The following is a 23,833-nucleotide window of genomic DNA, read 5'->3' as shown; positions in this document are numbered from 1 at the left end:
GGGTTCTCTACCTCGCCGCGTGCATCACGCGGACGCCGGACCACACGATGACGTGGTCCCCGCTCGACGCCTTCGCGCCGGAGGTGGAGTTGCCGTAGTAATTCCACCGCCAGGTGCCCGACTCGGCGGCCTTCACCGTGGTCTTGAGCGCCCCCGTCGAGCTGGACGTCACCTTCTTGACCGTGGTGTACGAGGACGCGCCGTCCGCCTTGAACTGGAGACTGACCGTGCGGCCCCCGTACCCCTGGTAGGTGCGGGTCGCCCAGTTCGCCCGGGTGACCTTGCCCGTCACGGTGATCGTCCTGCCCTTCACGACGGGCTCGGGAGCGGCGTTGACGGTGACGCGGGTGGCGCGCTGGACCTGGAGGGGGAGGTTCAGGTCGTTGAGGACATGGTCGCCGCCGGGCAGTGGGAGGTCGGCGGCGGTCTTCCAGGTGCCGGCGTCCCCGTTCCCGTCGATGGCGTACTTCGGGTTGATGTACAGCTTCGCGTCGAAGTCGCAGCCCGTCTTCCCCACGGGCCGGCAGCCGTTGGTGGAGAAGTCGCTGTACAGCATGTCCGAACTCGCGAGGTCGAGCTTCCCCCGGTAGGGGTAGACCATCGGAGGCCAGTCCCACGTGCGCGTGGTCGTCATCCGGAAGGTCACGGGCACCGCGACCTCCTCCTGCGTCCCGATCACGATCGGCTTCCCGCCGTTGACCGAGACCTGGGAGTAGGAGACCCCGCCCTTCGCCGCTCCGGCCGGCGCCGCCGCCATCGCGGTGAACACGGCTGCCGCTCCCCCGGCCACCGCCGCGTTCCACATTCTCTTCGCCATGTGTGTGCAAGCTCCTCTCCTGGAAAACCGGACCGCCTGTGGGACCAGGAAGCCCCGCGCACGGTTGTACGCGGCACGGCAACGATCCGGTCACGCGCTCGGAGCCGTACAACTGCACGTCAGGACACTGACATTCGTCATACGGAGGTGAGTACACGCGGCTCTGCCGGGAAAGGGGGCCGGGCCGACAGTCTGTACGTGTCGAGAGCGGGAGCCGCGAGGGCGCCGCCGATACGGGAGGAACCGACATGAGCAGCCCGGCCGCCACACTCACCGCACCTGTCGCCGCCCCGGCCACCGTCGCTCCGATCGCTCCCCGCAAAGCCCTCCTGGACAGCCTGATGCCGCTGCTGATGGACGTCGGGGTGCCGCTCGCCTCCTACTACGCGCTGAAGGCGGCGGGGCTCTCCACGTTCGGGGCGCTGGCCTGGAGCAGCCTGGTGCCGGCGGTGCGGACCGTGTGGGGCGTGGTGCGCGAGCGGCGGCTCAACGCGCTTGCCGCGCTGATGGTGTCGGTCAACGTGGTCTCGCTGCTGCTGGGCCTGGTGGCCGGTGATCCGCGGCTGCTGCTCCTCAAGGACAGCGCGGTGAGCAGCACCATCGGCCTGGCGTTCCTGCTGACCGCGTTGCGGGGGCGGCCGATGATGACGGCAGCACTGCGCCCGTGGCTGACGCGTGGTGAGGCGTCCAAGACTGCGGCCTGGGAACGGCTTTCGGCCGGTTCGTCGGCGTTCCGGCGGGCCGAGACCCGGTTCTCGGCGGTGTGGGGCGGGGCGCTGCTCGCCGAGTGCGCGGTGCGGGCCGTGGGCGCGTACACCGTGCCGGTCGAGACGATGGTGTGGGCCGGGACCGTGATCCTGGTGGCCTCGATGGTGCTGGCGTTCGTCGTCTCGGGCCGGATCGCGGTCGCGCCGATGGAGCGGATGGTCGAGGACGAGGCGCGTACGGCCGGGAGCTGACCTCTCCCCCGAGTCCCGCAGGGCCGCTTCCGGGGGGAGCGGCCCTGCGGTCGCGGTGAACTGGAGCCGGGCCGGGGACATCACGGGCCGGGGCGTCGGCCCCGGCCCGGAGATGTGCGTCAGTGGTTCCTGGGGAAGCCCAGGTCCACGCCCGCCGGGGTGTCGGCCGGGTCGGGCCAGCGGGTCGTGGTGACCTTGCCGCGGGTGTAGAAGTGCACGCCGTCGTTGCCGTAGATGTGGTGGTCGCCGAAGAGGGAGTCCTTCCAGCCGCCGAAGGAGTGGTAGCCCACCGGGACCGGGATCGGCACGTTGACGCCGACCATGCCGGCCTCGATCTCCAGTTGGAAGCGGCGGGCGGCGCCGCCGTCGCGGGTGAAGATCGCGGTGCCGTTGCCGAACGGCGAGGCGTTCATGAGGGCGACGCCCTCCTCGTACGTGCCGACGCGCAGCACGCACAGGACCGGGCCGAAGATCTCGTCCTTGTACGCGTCGGAGTCGGTGGAGACGTGGTCGAGGAGCGAGAGGCCGATCCAGTGGCCGTCCTCGAAGCCGTCGACGGTGAATCCGGTGCCGTCCAGGACCACTTCGGCGCCCTGGGCGGCGGCGCCGGTCACGTAGGAGGCGACCTTGTCGCGGTGGGCGGCGGTGATCAGCGGGCCCATCTCGGAGGCCGGGTCGGTGCCGGGGCCGATTTTGATCTTCGCGGCCCGCTCCTTGATCCGGGCGACCAGCTCGTCGCCGATCGCGCCCACGGCGACGACCGCGGAGATCGCCATGCAGCGCTCCCCGGCCGAGCCGTACGCGGCGGAGACCGCGGCGTCGGCGGCGGCGTCGAGATCCGCGTCGGGCAGGACCAGCATGTGGTTCTTCGCGCCGCCGAGCGCCTGGACGCGCTTGCCGTTGGCGGAGGCGGTGGCGTGGATGTGGCGGGCGATGGGGGTCGAGCCGACGAAGGAGACGGCCGCGATGTCCGGGTGGTTCAGGAGGGCGTCGACGGCAACCCTGTCGCCGTGCAGGACGTTCAGCACGCCGTCCGGCAGACCGGCCTCGGCGGCCAGCTCGGCCAGCAGGTTGGCGGCGGAGGGGTCCTTCTCGCTGGGCTTGAGCACGAACGTGTTGCCGCAGGCGATGGCCAGCGGGAACATCCACATCGGCACCATGGCCGGGAAGTTGAACGGGGTGATGCCCGCGACGACGCCGATCGGCTGCCGGATCGATGAGACGTCGACCCGGTTGGAGACCTGGGTGGACAGCTCGCCCTTGAGCTGGGTGGTGATCCCGCAGGCAAGTTCGACGATCTCCAGGCCGCGCGCGACCTCGCCGAGCGCGTCCGAGTGCACCTTGCCGTGCTCGGCGGTGATGAGCGCGGCGATCTCGTCCCGGTGGGCGTCCAGCAGTGCGTGGTAGCGGAACAGGATCCCCGTGCGGGCGGACAGCGATGAGGAGCGCCACGTCGTGTACGCGTCCTTGGCGGCGGCCACCGCCGTGTCCACCTCGTCCGGGGAGGCGAACGCGACCCGGGTGGTGACGGCGCCGGTGGCCGGGTCGGTCACCGGGCCGTACGTGCCCGACGTGCCCTCGACGGTCTTGCCACCGATCCAGTGGTTCACGGTCTTCATGCTGCGGCTCCTTCAGAGGTGACGGCGTCGGTCGGCGCTGTGGCGTTCGTACTCTTTCCGTGCTGCGACCGCCGCGGGGCGGGTGGCCGTCTCGGCCACGGGGACATCCCACCACGCCTGTGCGTCCGGGGGCCCCTGTCCCGCACCAGGTGTTTCGGTCTCCACATGCACACAGACGGGCCGGTCCGCCGCGCGGGCCTCGGCCAGGGCCTCGCGCAGCTCGCCCACCGTCCCGGCGCGCAGCACCCGCATGCCGAGCGAGGCGGCGTTGGCGGCGAGGTCGACGGGGAGCGGGGGCCCGGTGAAGCGGGTGTCCGCGGCGCGGTGGCGGTAGGCCGTACCGAAGCGTTCCCCGCCGGTGGACTCGGAGAGGCCGCCGATCGACGCGTATCCGTGGTTCTGGAGGACGACGAGCTTGACGGGCAGGTCCTCCTGAACGGCGGTCACGATCTCGGTCGGGTTCATCAGGTAGGTGCCGTCGCCGACGAGCGCCCAGACGGGGCGGCCCGGGGCGGCGAGCTGGACACCGATCGCGGCCGGGATCTCGTAGCCCATGCAGGAGTAGCCGTACTCCACGTGGTACTGGCGCGGGGAGCGGGTCCGCCAGAGTTTGTGCAGGTCACCGGGGAGGGAACCGGCCGCGTTGATGAGGATGTCGTCGTCGGTGACCAGCTCGTCCAGAAGGCCGAGGACCTGGGTCTGGGTGGGGCGGGCCCGGGGGTCGGGGGTGGCGTAGGCGGTGTCGACGCGCCGCTCCCAGCGGTCCTTGGCCCCGGTGTACTCGGCCTCGTACGCGGGGTCCGTGCGGTGCCCGGCCAGGGCTGCGGTGAGGGCTTCCAGGGCGGTGCGGGCATCGGCGACGAGCGGGAGCGCGGCGAGCTTGTGGGCGTCAAAACCGGTGATGTTGACGCCGAGGAAACGGACGTCCGGGTTCTGGAAGAGGGTCGCGGAGGCGGTCGTGAAGTCGGTGAAGCGGGTGCCGGTCCCGATGACGAGGTCGGCGGTGCGGGCCAGGTCGTCGGCGGTGGCGGTGCCGGTGTGGCCGATGCCGCCGATGTCGGCGGGGTGGTCGTGGCGCAGGGAACCCTTGCCGGCCTGGGTGGAGGCGACGGGGATGCGGGTGGCGTCGGCGAACGCGGCGAGTGCCTCCTCGGCGGCGCTGTGGTGGACCCCGCCGCCCGCGACGATCAGCGGCCTGCGGGCGGCACGCACCGCCGAGGCAGCCCGGTCGAGTTCGTGCGGGTCGGGGGCGGGGCGGCGTACGTGCCAGACGCGCTCGGCGAAGAACTCCTCCGGCCAGTCGTGCGCCTCGGCCTGTACGTCCTGGGGCAGCGCGAGTGTGACCGCGCCGGTCTCCGCCGGGTCGGCGAGGACCCGCATGGCGTGCAGCGCGGCCGGGATCAGGGCCTCGGGGCGGGTGACGCGGTCGAAGTAGCGGGAGACGGGGCGCAGGCAGTCGTTGACGGAGACGTCGCCCGCGAACGGCACCTCCAGCTGCTGGAGCACGGGGTCGGCGGGGCGGGTCGCGAAGGTGTCACCGGGCAGCAGCAGGACCGGCAGGTGGTTGACGGTGGCGAGGGCGGCGCCGGTGACGAGGTTGGTGGCGCCGGGGCCGATGGAGGTGGTCACGGCCTGCGCGGACAGCCGGCCCGACTGGCGGGCGTATCCGACGGCCGCGTGCACCATGGACTGCTCGTTGCGGCCCTGGAGGTAGGGCATGGCGGGGCCGGTCTCCAGGAGCGCCTGGCCAATGCCCGCGACGTTGCCGTGGCCGAAGATGCCCCAGGTCGCGGCGATCAGCCGGTGGCGGTGGCCGTCGCGCTCGGTGTACTGGCGGGCCAGGAAGGCGATCAGTGCCTGGGCGGTGGTGAGCCGCCGCGTGGGCGCCCCGGTGGATCCGGTCCCGCCGGTGGATCCGGTAGCCCCGGTGGATCCGGTCCCGCCGGTGGTTCCGGTCGTTGCGCTGCGCTCTGTCATCCCCGGTCCTCCGGCCCGTAGAGCGGCAGCCGGGGGTCGGCCGGCTGGGACGGCCAGGTGTCGCGGATCCAGCGGTGGTCGGGGTGGTCGCGGATCAGCCACTCCCGCTTCTCGCCGGGGCCCGCCATGACGTTGAGGTAGTAGAGGGTGCGGCCGGGCGGGGCGATGGAGGGGCCGTGCCAGCCGTCGGGGATGAGGACGGTGTCGCCGCTGCGGACCTCGGCCAGGACGTCGGTGCCGCCGGGCCGGGACGGGGACACGCGGTGGTAGCCGAGGCCTCCGTCTGCCACCTCGAAGTAGTAGATCTCCTCCAGGACGGATTCCTCGCCGGGGTGGTGCTCGTCGTGTTTGTGCGGCGGGTAGGAGGACCAGTTGCCGCCGGGTGTGAGGACTTCCACGGCGATCAGCCGGTCGCAGTCGAAGGCGTCGGCCGCGGCGAAGTTGTTGACCTGTCGGGAGCAGTTGCCGGAGCCGCGAAGCTCCACGCGTACCTCCGGCGCGGGGCCGTAGCGAGCGGGGAGTCGTCGCTCGCACTTCGCTCCTGCCAGGGCGAAGCGGCCTCCTGCGCCGGAGGCGATCTGTGCGTGGGCGTCGCGCGGTACATAGGCGAAGTCGGATACGCCGCTGAACACGCTCTTACGGCCCAGCAGTTCAAAGATCTCATCTGAGATGTGCACCGTACAGCTGCCGGTCAACGGCAGTACGATCCACTCGCTCTCCCCGGTGACAAGTGTGTGAACTCCTCCCGGTTCCAGATCCACCACTCTTAGGCTCGACCGCTCCCAGCCGGCCTGTTCCGGGCCGATGTCGAGGGCGTAGGGGCCGTGGGCGGTTCGGCCCGCGGGCAGGTGGTACGTCGGTTGTCCTCGCATACTCATGTCCCTTCCCCGGCCGTGGTGTCCGGACCGAGCAGTGATACGGCCGTGTCGACGGCGGCGGTCACCTCTCCGTCTGCGGGATACAGCAGTGAGCGCCCCACCACCAGCCCCCGGACGGTCGGCAGGCGCAGCGCGGCCCGCCATTTCTCGTACGCCGCGTCCTGCTCGTCTCCGACCTCGCCGCCGAGGAGCACGGCGGGCAGCGTCGAACTCTCCATGACCCGGGCCATCTCGTCGGGCTTCTCCGTGACGGGGACCTTGAGCCAGGTGTACGCGGAGGTGCCGGCCAGTCCCGAGGCGATGGCGATGGCGGTACTGACGGCGGCGGCGCTCAGGTCGTTGTGGACCCGGCCCGCGGCGCGGCGGCAGAGGAAGGGTTCGACGAAGACGGGCAGCCGGTGGGCGGCCATGGCGTCGATGGCGCGGGCGGTCGTGTGCATCGTGTCGAGGGAGCCGGGGTCCTGGTGGTCGATGCGCAGCAGGAGCTTTCCGGCGTCGAATCCGAGGCGGGCCAGGTCCTCGGGGCGGTGTCCGGTGAAGCGGTCGTCCAGCTCGAAGGAGGCGCCGGCCAGTCCGCCCCGGTTCATCGAACCGATGACCACCTTGTTCTCCAGGGCGCCCAGGAGCAGCAGGTCGTCCAGGATGTCGGCGGTGGCGAGCACGCCGTCGACGCCGGGCCTGGAGAGGGCGAGACAGAGCCGTTCCAGCAGCTCGAAGCGGTTGGCCATGGCCAGTTCGCGGCCGCCGACCGCGAGCGAGCCTCGGGCGGGGTGGTCGGCGGCGACGATCATCAGCCGGCCGCGCCCGGTGACCAGCGGGCGCCTGGCGCGGCGGGCGGCGGCCTCGGCGACGGCCTCCGGATGGTGCATGCGCAGGTGGACCAGGTCGGAGACGCGGGAGGCGGCCGGGCTCATCGGGCCGCTCCGGGGGCCCTGGAGATGACGGCGCCTTCGGCGAGAGCGGCTTCGACCTCGTGCGGGAAGGGCATGGCGGAGGAGCAGGCGAGCCGGGAGGCGACGATGGCGCCGGCGGCGTTGGCGTAGCGCATGGTGCGGGCGGTCTCCCAGCCGGCGAGCAGCCCGTGGCAGAGCGAGCCGCCGAACGCGTCGCCCGCACCGAGGCCGTTGACCACGTCGACGGGCAGTGGTGGCACATCGGCGACGGTGCCGTCCCGGTGCACGGCGAGGACGCCCGCCGGGCCCCGCTTCACGACGGCCAGCTCGACGCCCGCGTCGATGAGGGCGCGGGCCGCCGCGTACGGTTCGCGCTCGCCGGTCGCGATCTCGCACTCGTCCAGGTTGCCCACGGCGACGGTGGCGTGCGCGAGGGCCTCGCGATAGCGGGCGGACGGGGAGACCGCACCGGCCGTCCCGGCGGGCGCCCCGGTCGTCCCGGCGGGCGCCCCGGTCGTCGGGCCAGTCGTTGCGCCGACCGTTACGCCGTCCGTCGCCGCGGTCGCCGCCCCGGCCGGCGCCCCGGTCGTGACCCCGGTGTTCGCCCCGGCGGGCGCCCCGGCCGTGATCCCGGTGGTCGGGTCGTCGGCCGGAGCGCCGGTCGGTGTGCCGGTCGGCCCGGCCGCGGGCCCGGCCCCTTCGCCGGACTGTTCCCAGAACATCGGGCGCCAGTCGAGGTCGAAGACGGTGATGCCGGACCGGTCGCGGGCGCGCAGCGCGGCGAGCGTCGCGGTCCGGCTCGGCTCGGCGCACAGCCCGGTACCGGTCATCCAGAACACCCGGGCGGCCCTGATCGCCGCCAGGTCGAGCTCCGAGGCGTGGATCTCCAGGTCCGGGGCCTTGGGCTGCCGGTAGAAGTAGAGCGGGAAGTCGTCGGGCGGGAAGACCTCGCAGAAGGTGACCGGGGTCGGGTATGCGGCGACGGGGGTCACCCATCGGTCGTCCACGCCGAATTCCCGCAGCTGGTCGTGCAGGTAGGTGCCGAAGGGGTCCTGCCCGGTCCGGGTCACCACGGCGGTGCGCCGGCCGAGGCGGGCCGCGGCGACGGCGACGTTGGCGGGAGAGCCGCCGAGGAACTTCCCGAAGGTGTCGACCCGGGCCAGCGGCACACCGGTCCTGAGCGGATAGAGGTCCACCCCGATCCGCCCCATGGTGATCACGTCGTACGGCTCAGGCATTCAGCGTCCCTTCGGCTGGGCGCCCTTCGGGCTACCGGTGGGGCGGCTGCCGCGACGGCGGCCGGTACCCGGTTCTAACCCTTCCCCCGATCACTGTCAATCATTTGTACGGACATACGGACGTATCCTTGACATGTGCGCCCCCGCGTGGTGAGGGTGGGCGCATGGCCTCCTCCTCCGCTTCCGCCCCGGCCGGTATCCGCATCGGATCAGCGCCCGACTCCTGGGGAGTGTGGTTCCCCGACGACCCGCGGCAAGTGCCCTGGCGGCGCTTCCTCGACGAGGTCTCCACCGCGGGCTACGAGTGGATCGAGCTGGGACCCTACGGCTACCTCCCGACCGATCCGGCCCGCCTCGCGGACGAGACCCGCAGCCGCGGGCTCTCCGTCTCGGCGGGCACCGTTTTCACCGGATTGCACCATGGTCCGGAGGTCTGGGACCGGACCTGGGCGCATGTCGCCGACATCGCGGCACTCACCCGGGCGATGGGCGCCGCCCACCTCGTGGTCATCCCGTCGTTCTGGCGCGACGACCGGACGGGCGAGGTGCTGGAGGACCGCTCTCTCACCGCCGGACAGTGGCGCCATCTCACCTCCCAGACCGAGCGCCTGGGGCGCGAGGTCCTGGACCGTTACGGGCTGCGCATCGTCGTCCATCCCCATGCCGACACCCATATCGACACCGAGGAGAACGTCAGCCGCTTCCTCGACGCCACCGACCCGGACCTCGTCTCGCTCTGTCTCGACACGGGCCACTACGCGTACTGCGGCGGCGACAGCGTCGAGCTGATCGAGACCTACGGCGAGCGGATCGGCTACCTCCACCTCAAGCAGGTCGACCCGGAGATCCTGGCCGATGTGGTGGCGAACGAGGTGCCGTTCGGGCCGGCCGTGGCGCGCGGCGTCATGTGCGAACCGCCGGGCGGGGTCCCGGCCCTGGAACCGGTCCTCGCCGCCGCCCGCCGGCTGGACGTCGACCTGTTCGCGATCGTCGAGCAGGACATGTACCCGTGCCCACCCGACCGCCCCTTCCCCATCGCCCGCCGCACCCGGGAATTCCTCCGCTCCTGCGGCACCCCGCGCCGGGCACCCTGACACGCCGGACGGCCCCGGGCAGTGGCGTCGGGCCGGTACACGCTGTCGCCCACCGTGAAACCGGGCCCCGGGCCCACCCCGTTGGCCGCCACCCGCCCCGCAGGCCGGCCTCCACCCGCCGATGGGCCGAACCGGTCGGTGGCCCGCCCGGTGGGCCGAGCCGGTCGGTGGCCCGCCGCCCCGCCGACGGCTCGCCGAGATCACCCCCTCGTCACGCATATCTCCGTTCTGCGGGTCTTCCGTCACAGCCGCTCGACAGGGCCCGCCCCCTCCCGCCTCCCGTCGTTCACCCCACACAGGCTGAGCGATCGTCAGTGACCGCGGCGCAGTTCCCACGACGGCCCCCAGGCCGCCGCCGCGGTGCGGAGAGGTGGCACCATGACGGACAGAGGGCTCTGGTCCTACAAGGACATCGCCGCGCACATCCGGGTTCAGCCGGACACGGTCCGCTCCTATCGCAAGCACGGCCTCCTGCCGGCGCCGGATCACGTGGAGAACGGGAAGCCCTACTGGTACGCGGACACGGTCCGCGCCTGGGTCGCCGCCCGCCCCGGCAACCGGGGCCGCCGCGGCTGACGGGGCCGACCGGGGGCCGTACGCCGTCCGCCGTCCGGCCCCCGCCCGACCGGCCACCCGCCCGACCGACCCACGCCCCACGCCCCACGCCCCAGAACGCGTCCCGTCCCGCACTCCACGCCCCAGAACGCGCCCCGCCCCACGCCCCGACCCTTCTACGCCCCGCTGGATATCCGCTCCGGCTCGGCGGACGGCTCCGGCACGCCCTCGGCCCCGGTCCCGGCCCCGGCCTCCGGTCGCACCGATTCCCCCTCGCTCAGCCCGAACCGCTGGTGGAACCGGCGCAGCGGCGCCGGGGCCCACCAGGTCGCGCGGCCCATCAGCTTCATCACCGTCGGGACCAGGAGGCTGCGGACCACCATCGCGTCCATCAGCACGGCGAGCGCGATGCCGAGCCCCAGCATCTTGGTGTTGGTGACCCGTGAGGTGCCGATGGCGACCATCACGACCGCCAGGATCACGGCCGCCGCTGTGATCAGCCCGCCGGTGTGCCGCAGCCCGTAACCGACCGCGTGCTCGTGGTCCCCGGTGCGGTCGTACTCCTCCTTGATCCGGGAGAGCAGGAACACCCCGTAGTCCATGGAGAGCCCGAAGGCGACACAGAACATGAGCACCGGCAGTGTCGTCTCTATGTCGCCCGTGCTGGTGAAGGAGAGCAGTCCGGACAGGTGCCCGTCCTGGAAGACCCAGACCACCGCCCCGAACATCGCGGTGAGGCTCAGGGCGTTGAGCACGACGGCCTGGACGGGGATCAGCACGCTTCCGGTCAGCAGGAACACCAGCAGCAGCGTCACTACGGCGATGATGCCCACCGCCCACGGCAGGCGGTCGCCGATGGCGGCCTTGGAGTCGACCAGTACCGCCGCCGTCCCCGTCACGGAGGTGTCGAAGGGGGCGGGCTCCGCCCGCAGGTCCTTCACCAGCCGCTGCGTCTCCTGCCCTACCGGCTCGCCCTTCCCCAGCACGCTGAAGTAGGCCGCCTTCCCTTCCGTGACCGGGCCGTCGACCCGCAGGACCCCCGGGAGCGTGGCGATCCGGCTCCGGTAGTCGGCGTACTGGGCGGGTGTCGCCCCGCCCTCCGCGAAGATGTCGAGGCCGCCGCCGGGGCTGCCGGGGAAGCCGTCCCGCAGATGCTGCTGCACCACGTGCGACTCGGAGGACGCGGGCAGCTGCCGGTCGTCCGCCGTACCGAACTCGACGCCCAGGAACGGCAGTCCCAGCAGGACGAGTCCGACGCTCGTGACGACGGCGAAGACGGGCGCCCGGCGCATCACCAGCGCCGTGAACCTGCCCCAGCCCGCACCGGCCACCGCGTCGGGCGACTTCGCGCGCCCCCGCCTCAGCAGCTTCCTGAGGTCGAGGGAGTTGACCCGGTGGCCGAGCAGCATCAGCGCGGCCGGCAGGAGGATCAGCGCGGCCGCGGCGGCCAGCAGCACCACGGCGATCCCGGCGTACGCGAAGGAACGCAGGAAGTACTGCGGGAAGACCAGCATCGCGGCCAGCGAGACCGCGACGGTCAGCGCCGAGAACAGCACGGTCCGCCCGGCGGTGCGCAGCGTCGTACCCACCGCCGTCCGGGTCGGGGCCCCGGTCGCCAGCTCCTCGCGGAACCGGCGCACGATGAACAACGCGTAGTCGACGGCGAGTCCGAGGCCGAGCGCGGTGGTGAGGTTCTGGGCGAAGACGGAGACATCGGTGAGCTCGGTGATGCCGCGCAGCACGGCGTTGGTCCCCAGGATGGCGACGATGCCGACGCCCAGGGGCAGCAGGGCCGCGATCGCGCTGCCGAAGACCATCACGAGCAGCACCAGCGTCACCGGCAGGGCGATGATCTCCGCCCGCAGCAGGTCCTCCTCGATGAGTGTCTGCATCTCGTGCTGCACGGCGACCGGGCCTCCGATCGAGACGCGCACCGGCCCGTGCGTCCCCCGGTAGGCCGGGGCTATCCGGTCCAGCACCTCCCCCGTCGCTTTGTCGTCGCCCTCGATCCGGGCCGCGATCAGCGCCTCCTTGCCGTCCTCGGCGCGCAGTGCGGGCGCCTTGTCCTGCCAGTAGGAGCGCACCCCCACGACATCCGCCTCACCTGAGAGCCGCTCGGCCAGGCGTGCGGCCTCCGCGGCCACGGCGGGGTCGTCGACGGAGGCGCTGCCGCTGTCGATCAGCAGCAGGAGATTCGGCTGGGAAGCGGGGAACTCGCGCTCCAGCGCATTGGTCGCGTAGGTCGACTCGGCGTCCGGGGCCTGCCAGCCGCCGCTGCCCATCCGGTCGGCGACCCCGCTGCCCGCGAAGACCGCGAGCGCCGTGATCACCAGAGCCGCCAGCAGCGTGAGCCGGGGACGCGCGGTGACGAAGCGCGTCCAGCCCCCCAATCGCTGTGGGCCGTTGACTTCAGACATGGTGCGATGTCCCCTTTTTCCCCGGATCCGGGTGCGCCGGGCGGCAGCACGAAGCAGCCGCGCAGGGCAGCATGGATCAGTCGTTGCCACATACACTGGCAAACACGAGTCCCCGCTCGCGTTTCATAAGAATGCGAGCGGTCGCTCGTGTTTGTCAACTGCTCGCGAAAGCTGGGGATTCACCGTGTCGCAGGCCAGAGCGGAGAGCACCGGGGACACCGGAGCCGCGGAAGCCGCCACCAAGAAGCCGGGGACGGCGGCAGGCCCCGCCCGGCCGCGCCGGCGGCAGGCCCGGGGCGAGGCCCGCATCGCGCAGCTGCTCAAGGCCGCCGCCGACGTCTTCTGCACGACGGGCTACACCGCCGCGAGCACCAATGCCATCGCCCGCGAGGCCGGGGTCTCGCCCGGCACGCTCTACCAGTTCTTCCCGAACAAGGAGGCCATCGCGGTCGAGCTGGGCGACCGGCTGCTGACCCGCTGGCAGGAGACCTACGGGGCCGCCCTCCAGGCCGTCCGGCGGGATCAGCCGCTGAACCGGGTCCTCGACGCCACCCTCGACCCACTGATCGAGTTCAACTGCGCCAACCCGGCGTTCACGGTACTGATGCACGGCTCCGAGATCCCCGGAATGCCCGCGAAGGACCATGACGCGGTGCACGTCACGATGCTCGCCCGGGTCGAGACGATCATCGCCGGATACCTGCCGGACGCGCCGTCCGCCGACGTCACCCGCATCGCCACGATGATCTTCAACCTCGTCAAGGCCGGACTCGACGTGATCATGGCGTACGAGGGGGACGAGCGGGAGGCGTACATCCGGGAGCTGAAGACGATCCTGTACCGGTACCTGGAACCGATGGTCCGCGACGGCGCGCACGCACGGCCCGGCCCGGCGGACGCTCCGCCGAACGGTGGATAACGACCCAGGACCGGCGGACAGCGGCCGGGCGACTCGCGTCATACCCCCTAGGGGTATAAAGTGGAGAGTGTGGCGGCGCCTCCGTGTGCGCCCGCCCACCCCTGTGTGCCCGTCGAAGAGGAGAATGCGATGACCGCCGAGACCCAACTCCCCCAGGCGACCGGCTCCTGCTGCTCGCCCAGCGGTTCCTGCCACGACAGCGCGGGTACGGACGCCGCCCCGGCCGGCGTGACCACCACCTACCAGGTGACCGGCATGACCTGCGGACACTGCGAGGGCGCGGTCTCCGAGGAGATCTCCGCCATCGAGGGTGTCACCTCGGTGAAGGCCGTGGCGTCCACCGGCCAGGTGACGGTGGTCTCCGGAGCCGCCCTGGACGACGAGGCCGTACGCGCCGCCGTCGACGAGGCGGGTTACGAACTCGCCGGGCGTGCCTGACCGCCTCGGGAACCACCCCTTCCCCGCACCACCCCGTTCCGCCGGGCCGGACCGACCAGCAGATACTGGTGAAGGTACGGCCCGGTCGGCGTTCCAGGAGTTCGGACATGCACAGCGCAACAGAGGCCGGGACCGCGGCGGCGGCGAGTTCGGAAGCCGAGTTCGTGATCGGCGGCATGACCTGCGCCTCCTGCGCGGCCCGCGTCGAGAAGAAGCTCAACCGGATGGACGGCGTCACCGCCACCGTCAACTACGCCACCGAGAAGGCCCGCGTCAGCTACCCGGCCGCCGACGTCTCCGTACAGGACCTCATCGCCACGGTCGAGAAGACCGGCTACACCGCGAAGCCGGTGCCCCGGCCCGCCCCGAGGACAGCCGCGCAGACCGCCCCGCAGACCGCCGGAGCGGCCGGCGCGCCCTCCGAGGCCGCCCGCGCCGAGCCGCACACGACAGAACCGGAAGCGGAACCGGAGGGGCCGCTGCGGCCCGAGACCGAGGCCGCGCCCGAGCTGGTCCACTTCCGGCAGCGGCTCATCGTCTCCGCCGTGCTCGCCGCCCCCGTCGTCGCCCTCGCGATGATCCCGGCCCTCCAGTTCGACAACTGGCAGTGGCTCTCGCTCACCCTCGCCGCTCCCGTCGTCGTCTGGGGCGGACTGCCCTTCCACCGGGCCGCCTGGACCAACCTGCGCCACGGCGCGGCCACCATGGACACCCTCGTCTCCGTCGGGACCCTGGCCGCCTTCGGCTGGTCCCTGTGGGCGCTGTTCCTCGGTGACGCCGGGATGCCCGGCATGCGGCACGGCTTCGATCTCACGGTCTCCCGCGCCGACGCCTCGGACACCATCTACCTGGAGGTCGCGGCGGGCGTCATCACCTTCATCCTGCTGGGCCGCTACCTGGAAGCGAAGTCCAAGCGGAGGGCCGGTTCGGCACTGCGCGCCCTGATGCATCTGGGCGCCAAGGACGTGGCCGTCCTGCGGGACGGCACCGAGGTCCGTGTCCCCGTGGGCCGGCTCGTCGTGGGCGACCGCTTCATCGTCCGGCCGGGCGAGAAGATCGCGACCGACGGGACGGTGGTGGAGGGCGCGTCGGCGGTGGACGCGTCCATGCTCACCGGCGAGTCCGTCCCGGTGGACGTGGGCACGGGCGACCAGGTCACCGGCGCCACCGTGAACGCCTCCGGCCGGCTCGTCGTGGAGGCGACCCGGGTCGGCTCCGACACACAGCTCGCCCGGATGGCGAAGCTGGTCGAGGACGCGCAGAACGGCAAGGCCGAGGTGCAGCGCCTGGCCGACCGGATCTCGGCGGTGTTCGTCCCCGTGGTCCTGCTCATCGCCCTCGGCACGCTGATCGTCTGGCTGCTCAGCACGGACGATGTCACGGCCGCGTTCACGGCGGCGGTGGCGGTCCTGATCATCGCCTGCCCCTGCGCCCTGGGCCTCGCGACCCCCACCGCCCTCATGGTCGGCACCGGACGCGGCGCCCAGCTCGGCATCCTCATCAAGGGCCCCGAGGTCCTGGAATCAACCCGCCGCGTCGACACCATCGTCCTCGACAAGACCGGCACCGTCACCACCGGCCGCATGACCCTCCAGACCGTCCACACCACCCCCACCACCACCGAAACCGACGTCCTCCGCCTCGCCGGAGCACTCGAACACGCCTCCGAACACCCCATCGCCCAAGCCATCGCCACCGGAGCCACCAACCACACCACCACCCCCCTCCCCACCCCCGAGGACTTCACCAACATCCCCGGACTCGGCGTACAGGGCACCGTCGACGGCCACGCCGTCCTCGTCGGGCGCCCCCGGCTGCTCACCGACGCCGGAATCGACCTCCCCGACACGCTGACCGCCGCACTGACCGAGGCCGCCGCACAGGGCCGTACGGCCATCGCGGTCGGCTGGGACGGCGAGGCGCGCGGCGTTCTCGAAGTGGCCGACGCGGTCAAGGACTCCAGCGCGGAAGCCGTCACCGCGCTCCGGGCACTCGGCCTGACCCCGATCCTGCTGACCGGCGACAACCGGGCGGTAGCCGAATCCGTGGCCCGCGAGGTCGGGATCGAGGAGGTCCGCGCGGAGGTGCTGCCGGAGGAAAAGGCGCACGTCATCGAGGGTTTGCAGGCCCAGGGACGGGTGGTCGCCATGGTCGGTGACGGGGTCAACGACGCCGCCGCGCTGGCCACCGCCGACCTCGGCCTGGCCATGGGCACCGGCACGGACGCGGCGATCGAGGCGAGCGACCTGACCCTGGTTCGTGGAGATCTCAAGGTGACCGCGGACGCCATCCGGCTCTCCCGGCGCACCCTCACCACGATCAAGGGCAACCTGTTCTGGGCATTCGGCTACAACGTTGCCGCTCTACCCCTTGCGGCATTTGGCCTGCTCAACCCTATGATTGCTGGAGCGGCGATGGCCTTCTCATCGGTCTTCGTCGTGACGAACAGTCTGCGCCTGCGGTCCTTCACGTAATATCCACAATGAGATTCAGATCACATCGGTTTCAGGGTAACCATTCGATGGGTTCGCGAGTCTTAGAGTGCGATGCCAAGGATGTCTTGGGGGACGTCCGGCGGAGCGTCTTGGGGGATGCTCCGGGCAAGCGTGGGCCGGGGCACGTACACCGGGGAGCTTTGAGCGGCCCTCCCGTCGGTACGTACCCCGGCAGACCACTGGAGTAGGTGGAAGAAGAGCAGGACAAGCAGTACCGAGGAACAACCCAGGAGCTTCGGCTCCCACAGAACGCCCGGCCGGATCCCGTGGGGGGAATCCGCTCCGGGATATGGGAAGCGCCTCGCTGTCGGCCCGTGGGGGGATCGATGGCGGGGCGCTTCTCGCTTTCACGGGAGCGCTCCCGTAGGCGGCGGGCGGGCCCAGGCGCCCGCACACGCACATGCCCCGGAGCCCCGGAGGCGCCCACACCCGCCGGCCCCGGCATCGCGCCCCGACAAACGCACACCGGCATCGCACCCCCGACAGGCCCACATCGGCATAGCACTCCCCGAAAACGCGCATCGCCCCGGACTCCGCGCTCGCTCGGGGCGAGGGCGCGGCAGTCAGGGGCGAAGGAATCCGGCGTCAGTCAGGGCCGGGGTGAAGCGAAGAGCCGGTCAGGCGGTCAGCGGCCCTCGACCGGGACGAAGTCGCGCAGGACCTCGCCGGTGTAGATCTGGCGCGGGCGGCCGATGCGGGAACCCGGCTCCTTGATCATCTCGTGCCACTGGGCGATCCAGCCCGGGAGACGGCCGAGCGCGAAGAGCACGGTGAACATCTCGGTCGGGAAGCCCATGGCGCGGTAGATCAGGCCCGTGTAGAAGTCCACGTTCGGGTAGAGGTTGCGCGAGACGAAGTACTCGTCGGAGAGCGCGTGCTCCTCCAGCTTGAGCGCGATGTCGAGCAGCTCGTCGGACTTGCCGAGCGCGGACAGCACGTCGTGGGCGGCGGCCTTGATGATCTTGGCGCGCGGGTCGAAGGACTTGTACACCCGGTGGCCGAAGCCCATCAGGCGGACGCCGTCCTCCTTGTTCTTCACCTTGCGGATGAAGGAGTCGACGTCGCCGCCGTTGGCCTGGATGCCTTCCAGCATCTCCAGCACGGACTGGTTGGCGCCGCCGTGCAGGGGGCCCCACAGCGCCGAGATGCCGGCGGAGATCGAGGCGAACATGTTCGCCTGCGAGGAGCCGACCAGACGCACGGTGGAGGTCGAGCAGTTCTGCTCGTGGTCCGCGTGCAGGATGAGCAGCTTGTCGAGCGCCGAGACGACGACCGGGTCCAGCTCGTACTCCTGGGCGGGGACCGAGAAGGTCATCCGCAGGAAGTTCTCGACGTAGCCGAGGTCGTTGCGCGGGTAGACGAACGGGTGACCGATCGACTTCTTGTACGCGTACGCGGCGATGGTCGGGAGCTTGGCGAGCAGCCGGATCGTCGAGAGGTGGCGCTGCTCCTCGTCGAACGGGTTGTGGCTGTCCTGGTAGAACGTGGACAGCGCACTGACGACCGAGGACAGCATGGCCATCGGGTGCGCGTCGCGCGGGAAGCCGTCGAAGAACCGCTTGACGTCCTCGTGCAGCAGGGTGTGCTGGGTGATCTCGTTCTTGAAGGCCGACAGCTCGTCGACCTTGGGAAGCTCACCGTTGATGAGCGTGTACGCGACCTCCAGGAACGTCGAGCGCTCGGCGAGCTGCTCGATGGGGTAGCCGCGGTACCGCAGGATGCCCTGCTCGCCGTCGAGGTAGGTGATGGCCGATTTATAGGCAGCGGTGTTGCCGTATCCGCTGTCCAGCGTCACCAGGCCGGTGTTCGCCCGGAGCTTCCCGATGTCGAAGCCCTTGTCGCCGACGGTGCTGTCGATCACCGGGTAGGTGTACTCGCCATCGCCGTACCGCAGTACCACAGCGTTGTTGGTGTGCTCGCTCACGTCATCCCTCACCGACGTAGTGCCTCTTCTTCGAGGTTCCCTGACTGTCTCCACCCTCCCCCATTTGGCTCAGGAGAGTGCACTCGGGGTCGTCCATTGGACCTACTCGCGGCACTGAGTGCCGCGAACTTATTCATCCTGCCCCCTTGACTGCGGTTCCGGAAGACCCCCGTGATGTTTCCCACCGATTTGATCGATCATTTTTTCCGAGGATCCTCCTTCAGGGCCTCCGCACAGCCGGTAATCCAGCGCCGTACACCGTCTGCCTGCGGAAACCGTGCGGACCGCCTGGCCGATCGCCTGCCGGGAGCCGACCAGCACGACAAGCTTCTTGGCCCGGGTCACCGCGGTGTACAGCAGGTTCCGCTGGAGCATCATCCAGGCGCTCTTCGTCACCGGGATGACCACGGCGGGGTACTCGCTGCCCTGGGAACGGTGGATCGTCATGGCGTACGCATGGGCCAGCTCATCCAGCTCGTCGAAGTCGTAACCGATCTCCTCGTCCTCGTCGGTGAGGACCGTCAGCCGCTGTTCGTCCAGGTCAAGGGCGGTGACGACGCCGACCGTGCCGTTGAACACGCCGTTCTCCCCCTTGTCGTAGTTGTTGCGGATCTGGGTGACCTTGTCGCCGACGCGGAACACCCGGCCGCCGAACCGCTTCTCGGGCACCCCGGGCCTCCCCGGGGTGATCGCCTGCTGGAGCAGCCCGTTGAGATGGCCCGCCCCGGCCGGGCCCCGGTGCATCGGCGCGAGGACCTGCACGTCCCGCCGCGGATTCAGCCCGAACTTGGCCGGAATACGACGGGACGCGACGTCCACCGCGAGCACCCCGGCGTCCTCCGTCTCGTCCTCGACGAAGAGGAAGAAGTCGCTGAGCCCCTGAGTGAGCGGTGGTACGCCCGAGTTGATCCGGTGCGCGTTGGTGACGACGCCCGACTGCTGGGCCTGGCGGAAAATGGTGGTCAGCCGGACCGCGGGGACCGGGCCGCCGTCCGCGAGCAGATCCCGCAGCACCTCCCCCGCCCCCACCGACGGCAGCTGGTCCACATCGCCTACGAGCAGCAGGTGGGCACCCGGTGCCACCGCCTTGACGAGCTTGTTGGCGAGGAGCAGATCGAGCATCGACGCCTCGTCCACGACGACCAGGTCGGCGTCCAGCGGACGGTCCCGGTCGTACGCCGCGTCACCGCCGGGCTTCAGCTCAAGCAGCCGGTGCACGGTGGACGCCTCGGCCCCGGTCAGCTCCGAGAGCCGCTTCGCCGCCCGCCCGGTCGGCGCGGCCAGCACCACTTTCGCCTTCTTCGCGCGGGCCAGCTCCACGATGGACCGGACCGTGAACGACTTGCCGCAGCCCGGCCCGCCCGTCAGGACGGCGACCTTCCGGGTCAGCGCGAGCCGTACGGCGGCCTCCTGCTCGGGCGCCAGCTTGGCCCCGGTCCGCCCCGCGAGCCACTTCAGGGCCTTGTCCCAGTCCACGTCCGCGAAGGCCGGCATCCGCTCGTCGGGCGTCCGCAGCAGCCGCCGCACCTGGGCGGCGAGCGCGATCTCGGCCCGGTGGAAGGGCACCAGATAGACGGCCGTCACCGGCTCCCCGCCCTCGGGCGACGGCACCTTCTCCCGTACGACGCCCTCCGGTTCCCCGGCCAGCTCGGCCAGGCAGTCGATGACGAGCCCGGTGTCCACCTGGAGGAGCTTCACCGCGTCCGCGATCAGCCGCTCCTCGGGCAGGAAGCAGTGCCCCTGGTCGGTGGACTGCGACAGCGCGTACTGGAGCCCGGCCTTGACCCGCTCCGGGCTGTCGTGCGGGATGCCGACCGCCTGGGCGATCTTGTCGGCGGTGAGGAAGCCGATGCCCCAGACGTCGGCGGCCAGCCGGTAGGGCTGGTTCTTCACGACGGAGATCGAGGCGTCCTCGTACTTCTTGTAGATACGGACGGCGATGGACGTCGAGACGCCGACGCCCTGGAGGAAGACCATGACCTCCTTGATCGCCTTCTGCTCCTCCCAGGCGGCGGCGATCATCTTCGTCCGCTTCGGCCCGAGCCCGGGGACCTCCACGAGCCGCTTCGGCTCCCGCTCGATGATGTCGAGGGTGTCGACACCGAAGTGGGTGGTGATCCGGTCGGCCATGACCGGGCCGATGCCCTTGATCAGCCCGGAACCGAGATAGCGGCGGATGCCCTGGATGGTGGCGGGGAGGATCGTCGTGTAGTTCTCCACGGTGAACTGCTTGCCGTACTGCGAGTGGGAGCCCCAGCGCCCCTCCATCCGCAGCGACTCCCCCGGCTGCGCCCCGAGCAACGATCCCACCACGGTCAGCAGATCCCCGGCCCCGCGCCCGGTGTCGACGCGGGCGACGGTGTACCCGTTCTCCTCGTTGGCGTACGTGATCCTCTCCAGGACCCCTTCGAGGACGGCCAGGTTGGGTGCGTGTGGCGTGGTGGACATGGGTGTGACGGTATCGGGCGGGGGTGACACCGGGCCGGGGTCCCGGAACAGCAGGGCTCTCGCCGGTCCGGCCGTCGCCAGGGCCGTCAGGATGTCGGCCGGTCACCGCCGCTGGGTGCGTGGCTCAGGTCCACGACACAGAAGATGTTGTCGTCCGGGTCGGCGAGAACAACGAAGTCGGGATCGGGCGGGTAGTGGTCCCAGTCGACGGTCCGCGCGCCGAGACCGACCAGTCGCCGGACCTCCGCCTGTTGTTCCTCGGCCGTGTCCGTGAAGAGGTCCAGGTGGAGACGGGGGTGCGGCTCCGCCGGCGAGGCGCTGCGCAACAGGCCAAGGGCTCGGCCGGAGCCGTCGGGGTAGGTGAGCGTCCGCCACGTTTCGGTTTTCCACTCCTCGGCGGGGACCAGGTTCAGGGCGGCGGTCCAGAAGGCCTCTGCGCGGGGAACGTCCGTGACACCGATGACGGGGATTCCTAGTCTCAGCATGAACGCGAGCCTAGGGGCTGTCCTTGGAGTGGTCGGCGGGCCGGGTCTCGTCGTCCACTCCCTGTAGGACTTCGCCGCCGGAACACCCCGCTACGCCGGCCCCAGATCGGCCCGCACCAGATCGTGGTCGGAGTGCGGAGTGAGATGCGCACCGTGGTCGAGCGGGGCGAAGCCGCGCAGAAAGATGTAGTCGAACTTCCTGCGCCAATCGGTGGTCGGCTCGCACGTACGAGCCGCCGAGGGACCGCACCCGGGGTCCGCGTCCGCGGCCAGGCCCCACATCACGGCGAGTTCGGCGGTGTCCGGCACCGCGTTGAAGTCGCCAAGAACGATCGTGCGGTCATGCCGGGCGACCGCCTTCGCCAGCACGCCGGACTGCTCGGCGCGGACCGAAGCCTGACTCCACTGAGCCAGGTGTGTATTGAAGACCCGGACGAGCGAGCCGTCCACGAGGGTGGTGACAGCCATGTACCCACGGTCCTCGGAACCGCCGTCTGGGTACTCCACGTTCACGGGGTCGGTCATCGGAGCGGCCGAGAGGATCGCCTGGCCGAAGCCCCCCGGACTCCACGGCAGCCCCCCGCAGCGGCTCCAACTCCGCAGCACGGACCCGTACTCGACGTGGTAGACCAGCCCGTACAGGTGCCGGAGATGGTCCCGGATCCTCTCGACATCACCCACGCACGCTTCTTGCAGGCCGATGACCTGAGGCGCGTACGTGGCGATCTCCGCCGCCCGGCCGATGTTCCGGCCGCTCCCCTTGCAGGGGTTGCAGATGTTCCACGTCATGACGCGGTTCGGCACGACTTCCTGGGGGGCGTCGGCCGGCAGCGGCTTGGCGATGTAGGCGCCGTCAGGCGCACTGGGGCCAGCCAGCAGCACGCAGGCCACGATCAGCGCCCCCACGAGCCACCGCGCGCCGGTTCCGGTCACCTTCGCCTCCTCGGGCCGGAGGAACACGTCCTCATGCGAGACCTCCGCGCATGAGGTTATGTGACTGGTTGTACGCGGCACTTGAGATGCCTGCATTCCGTCCCGTGGGGGTGGCGGCACGACATCGGTCAGGGCTTCTCGACACCCTCGGATCCCGCCCCGGAACGCCGTGCGCTTCCACCGCCCGTAGCGTCACGCCCGGATGATCGTTACTCCAGGCACGGGCGGGCGCCCACGGCGAGGAACCCCGAGAATCCACTCACGTCGACCGGCCGATACGGCACGGTTCGACCGCAGGATCTCGCCTTCGCCGTGGCACCACTTCACCGGAAGTACGCCGACCGCCCACAGGTGCCAGAGAAACGAAACGTCGATGAACCCGTACAACGTCCCGTCCCCACCCCCGCCTCCGCCCTCGCCTCCGCCCTCGCCTGCGCCTCGGCCTCGGCCTCGGTGGAGGTCCACTCCGGTCGCGCTGGGACTTCTCCTCCTTGTCGCTCTCACCGGCGCTTTCAATCTCTACCTCGGCATCATTTCGATGATGGCCGCGATGGTGGCGATGTGGACCGTTCCGCCGTGGCGCTGGTTCGCCAAGCTCGGCGCGACGTTCGGCGCCTTCCTGCTGCTTGCCGTCGGCGGGGGCATCGGTGGCCAACTCGACGACGGCAGCACGGACAAGGCCAACGCGAAGGCCCCGGCAGCGACGGACGAGCGGCATACACCCGCGTCGTCCGCCACCGCGTCCACGCCTCCGGAGATCGCCGACTACACCGGCAGGTCACTGGCCGAGGCCGAGAAGCGGACCCGGTCCGTCGGTTTCACCACCGCCCGTCACGACGCGTCCACGGAGAACCGCGCCATCCAGAACAGCGCGAACTGGAGCGTGTGTTTCCAGGACGCCGACACGGCCAGGATGACGATCGACTTCGCGGCGGCCAAAAGCGGCGAGCCGTGCCCGAAGGAGGACGGGGGCCCGCTTGCGTGGCCGATGATGCCGGACGTCGTAGGCGCCACCTACGCCTCGGCGGTCAAGTCCCTGACGCACGCCGGCATCCCGATGGGACGCGTCACGCTGGACGACGTCTACCTCGATGTCGACGCCCCCACCGCCGATGAAGCGGCGGAGAACGGCAACGAGTGGCATGTCTGCTTCCAGTCGCCGGACGACAAGAAGCCGGTGGACTCCCCCACCGAGGTCCGGCTCGATCTGGGACGGTGGACCGACGACAGCAGCGTGCGGAGTTGTCCCGAGTCCAAGGACACCACCTACGAGGACCCGGCCAACGCTCCCGGCAGCCAAGACGACGGGGACAAGGTCGGAAGCGGAAGTGCCTCGGGTGGGGACGGAAATCCATCCGGCGCCGCCCGGTCCGAAAGCTCCGGGGGCGGCGGGAGTCCTGCGGGCGGAAACGCCCCGGGCGACGGCTCCTCCGGCGGGTCGTCCTCCGGCGGCAGTTCCTCGGGCGGAGGCACTTCGGGCGGCAGCGCTGGAACCGTGCACCCCGGGGCGTTCTGCTCTCCCCCCGACACGGGCGTCACCGCCGCCGGCACCCCGATGGTCTGCGGCCCCGCCGCCGACGGGCGCAACCGCTGGCACCACGCCTGACCGCCCCCCTGGCCGCTGCCCGGCCCGAGCGCGGCCGGCCACCTGCGGTTGCCTTGACGTTGCAGGCGGCCACCCCGTCGTCCCCGTCCGCGACAGCAAGACCCCCACCGGCCCGCCATCACCTTCTCCCCCGCCGGC

Annotated in this window: 18 protein-coding genes; 7 read left to right on the top strand and 11 right to left on the bottom strand. The window is 71.0% G+C overall.

From position 1 onward, the window contains the following. Positions 1-7 precede the first annotated feature (7 nt). Positions 8-817, bottom strand: coding sequence for a hypothetical protein (locus B082_RS0115745; protein WP_026249838.1), 810 nt, complete (start codon positions 815-817; stop codon positions 8-10). Between the two features lie 248 nt (positions 818-1,065). On the opposite strand from B082_RS0115745, the gene B082_RS0115740 reads away from it, so the two are divergent. After that, complete coding sequence (locus B082_RS0115740; RefSeq protein WP_018552770.1) at positions 1,066-1,776, top strand: VC0807 family protein; 711 nt, start codon at positions 1,066-1,068, stop codon at positions 1,774-1,776. Positions 1,777-1,895: 119 nt separating this feature from the next. Here B082_RS0115740 and B082_RS0115735 read toward each other — a convergent pair whose 3' ends face one another. Genes B082_RS0115735 through B082_RS36160 form a run of 5 tightly spaced genes read right to left on the bottom strand, consistent with a single transcriptional unit; the run spans position 1,896 to position 8,381 of the window. Continuing rightward, on the bottom strand, positions 1,896-3,395 hold the full coding sequence (locus B082_RS0115735; protein WP_018552769.1) for a CoA-acylating methylmalonate-semialdehyde dehydrogenase: 1,500 nt from the start codon (positions 3,393-3,395) through the stop codon (positions 1,896-1,898). A gap of 12 nt (positions 3,396-3,407) precedes the next feature. Beyond that, positions 3,408-5,372 (bottom strand): 3D-(3,5/4)-trihydroxycyclohexane-1,2-dione acylhydrolase (decyclizing), encoded by a 1,965-nt coding sequence (iolD, locus tag B082_RS0115730; RefSeq protein WP_018552768.1) that lies wholly within the window; start codon positions 5,370-5,372, stop codon positions 3,408-3,410. Further along, entirely contained in the window at positions 5,369-6,250 is an 882-nt protein-coding gene (gene iolB / locus B082_RS0115725) for a 5-deoxy-glucuronate isomerase (RefSeq protein ID WP_026249837.1), read from the bottom strand. Before iolB ends, iolD begins: the two co-directional genes overlap by 4 nt. Continuing rightward, complete coding sequence (locus tag B082_RS0115720) at positions 6,247-7,164, bottom strand: Cgl0159 family (beta/alpha)8-fold protein (protein WP_018552766.1); 918 nt, start codon at positions 7,162-7,164, stop codon at positions 6,247-6,249. Before B082_RS0115720 ends, iolB begins: the two co-directional genes overlap by 4 nt. Continuing rightward, positions 7,161-8,381: a 5-dehydro-2-deoxygluconokinase gene (locus B082_RS36160; protein ID WP_018552765.1), complete on the bottom strand. Its 1,221-nt coding sequence runs from the start codon at positions 8,379-8,381 to the stop codon at positions 7,161-7,163. Before B082_RS36160 ends, B082_RS0115720 begins: the two co-directional genes overlap by 4 nt. Before the next feature lie 164 nt (positions 8,382-8,545). Here B082_RS36160 and B082_RS0115710 point away from each other — a divergent pair, with 164 nt between their 5' ends. Next, positions 8,546-9,475, top strand: coding sequence for a sugar phosphate isomerase/epimerase family protein (locus B082_RS0115710; protein ID WP_018552764.1), 930 nt, complete (start codon positions 8,546-8,548; stop codon positions 9,473-9,475). A gap of 378 nt (positions 9,476-9,853) precedes the next feature. After that, on the top strand, positions 9,854-10,051 hold the full coding sequence (locus tag B082_RS0115705; protein WP_018552763.1) for a helix-turn-helix transcriptional regulator: 198 nt from the start codon (positions 9,854-9,856) through the stop codon (positions 10,049-10,051). A 155-nt stretch (positions 10,052-10,206) separates the two neighbouring features. Here the strand turns inward: B082_RS0115705 and B082_RS0115700 are convergent, their stop codons facing one another. After that, positions 10,207-12,447, bottom strand: a complete 2,241-nt coding sequence (locus B082_RS0115700) for an MMPL family transporter (protein WP_026249836.1) — start codon at positions 12,445-12,447, stop codon at positions 10,207-10,209. Positions 12,448-12,631: 184 nt separating this feature from the next. On the opposite strand from B082_RS0115700, the gene B082_RS0115695 reads away from it, so the two are divergent. From B082_RS0115695 to B082_RS0115685, 3 genes are all read left to right on the top strand, one after another. Then, positions 12,632-13,366, top strand: a complete 735-nt coding sequence (locus B082_RS0115695; protein ID WP_018552761.1) for a TetR/AcrR family transcriptional regulator — start codon at positions 12,632-12,634, stop codon at positions 13,364-13,366. Between the two features lie 129 nt (positions 13,367-13,495). After that, positions 13,496-13,804 (top strand): heavy-metal-associated domain-containing protein, encoded by a 309-nt coding sequence (locus B082_RS0115690; RefSeq protein WP_018552760.1) that lies wholly within the window; start codon positions 13,496-13,498, stop codon positions 13,802-13,804. Between the two features lie 107 nt (positions 13,805-13,911). Further along, positions 13,912-16,278 (top strand): heavy metal translocating P-type ATPase, encoded by a 2,367-nt coding sequence (locus B082_RS0115685; protein ID WP_018552759.1) that lies wholly within the window; start codon positions 13,912-13,914, stop codon positions 16,276-16,278. 646 nt (positions 16,279-16,924) lie between these two features. Here B082_RS0115685 and B082_RS0115680 read toward each other — a convergent pair. From B082_RS0115680 to B082_RS0115665, 4 genes are all read right to left on the bottom strand, one after another. Beyond that, positions 16,925-18,223 (bottom strand): citrate synthase, encoded by a 1,299-nt coding sequence (locus tag B082_RS0115680; protein ID WP_018552758.1) that lies wholly within the window; start codon positions 18,221-18,223, stop codon positions 16,925-16,927. A 129-nt stretch (positions 18,224-18,352) separates the two neighbouring features. Continuing rightward, positions 18,353-20,671, bottom strand: a complete 2,319-nt coding sequence (locus tag B082_RS0115675; protein ID WP_018552757.1) for an ATP-dependent RecD-like DNA helicase — start codon at positions 20,669-20,671, stop codon at positions 18,353-18,355. 86 nt (positions 20,672-20,757) lie between these two features. Further along, the gene (locus tag B082_RS0115670) at positions 20,758-21,156 is read right to left on the bottom strand and encodes a VOC family protein (protein ID WP_018552756.1); all 399 of its coding nucleotides are present in this window, start codon (positions 21,154-21,156) and stop codon (positions 20,758-20,760) included. 90 nt (positions 21,157-21,246) lie between these two features. Further along, positions 21,247-22,089, bottom strand: coding sequence for an endonuclease/exonuclease/phosphatase family protein (locus B082_RS0115665; RefSeq protein ID WP_026249835.1), 843 nt, complete (start codon positions 22,087-22,089; stop codon positions 21,247-21,249). A gap of 541 nt (positions 22,090-22,630) precedes the next feature. Between B082_RS0115665 and B082_RS0115660 the strand changes: the two genes are divergently transcribed. Then, positions 22,631-23,695, top strand: a complete 1,065-nt coding sequence (locus B082_RS0115660) for a PASTA domain-containing protein (protein WP_234018164.1) — start codon at positions 22,631-22,633, stop codon at positions 23,693-23,695. The last annotated feature ends 138 nt before the right edge of the window (positions 23,696-23,833 follow it).

This window comes from Streptomyces sp. ATexAB-D23 (genome assembly GCF_000373645.1).
In the GTDB taxonomy this organism is placed as follows: Bacteria; Actinomycetota; Actinomycetes; order Streptomycetales; family Streptomycetaceae; genus Streptomyces; species Streptomyces castrisilvae.
The sequence above is the reverse complement of the archived record's forward strand: the minus strand, read 5'-3'. Positions and strand labels throughout refer to the sequence as shown.